Origin of the sequence: Paraburkholderia humisilvae, assembly GCF_902859855.1 — a bacterium.
Classification (GTDB): domain Bacteria; phylum Pseudomonadota; class Gammaproteobacteria; order Burkholderiales; family Burkholderiaceae; genus Paraburkholderia; species Paraburkholderia humisilvae.
The window spans coordinates 1-819 of the sequence record NZ_CADIKH010000420.1; the positions used below are offsets into that span (position 1 = coordinate 1).

1 pseudogene is annotated in these 819 nt (G+C 63.1%); it reads left to right on the forward strand.

The features are described 5' to 3' along the window. Window positions 1–15: 15 nt before the first annotated feature. Window positions 16–819: pseudogene (locus HV796_RS42860) on the forward strand (IS5 family transposase); the annotation flags it as partial.

The window sequence follows — 819 nt, forward strand, 5'->3', positions numbered from 1 at the left end:
TGGTAACCTGGCGGGATGACAAAACGCAAACCATACCCGACGGATGTATCGGACGATGAATGGAGCTTCGCGGCTCCCTATCTGACCTTGATGAACGAAAACGCCCCGCAGCGCCGATATGAACTGCGCGAGATGTTTAACGCGCTGCGCTGGATGGCGCGAGCCGGTGCGTCGTGGCGCATGCTGCCGACCAGCTTCCCGCCGTGGGAGATGGTCTATCAGCAAACGCAACGCGGGCTGAACGCGGGCTGCTTTGAGGCGATGGTCAACGATCTGCGCTCGGTGATCCGCGTCGCACAGCAGCGCCAGGGCCAGCCCGGCGCAGTGATTCGCGATGGCCGCACGTTGCAGTCCACGTGCGAGAGTGGACCGCGCGCGGGTTACGACGGACATAAGCGCAAGCGAGGTAGCAAGGTGCATATGGCTGTCGACACGCTCGGACTGCTTCTCGCAGTGCACGTCACGCCAGCCAGTGAGCAGGAGCGTGCGCAGGTGGCCGAACTCGCACGCCAGGTTCAGCACGTCACCGGCCAGACAGTGAAACCTGCATTTGCTGATCAGGGCTATACGGGTGATACGGCCGCGCAGGCCGCACGCGACAAAGGCATCGAGCTGCAGGTCATCAAACTGCCCGAGGCGAAGAAGGGGTTCGTACTGCTGCCCGCCGCTGGGTGGTCGAGCGCAGTTTCGGCTGGCTTAACCGCTTCAGGCGACTGGCGCGCGACTACGCCCCGAAGGAAGTCCCCTTGGGGGATGAGCGCTTGCCCGAAACCCTCGCGGGCCTGCACTTCGTCGTCTTCGCCATGCTTATGCTTGTTC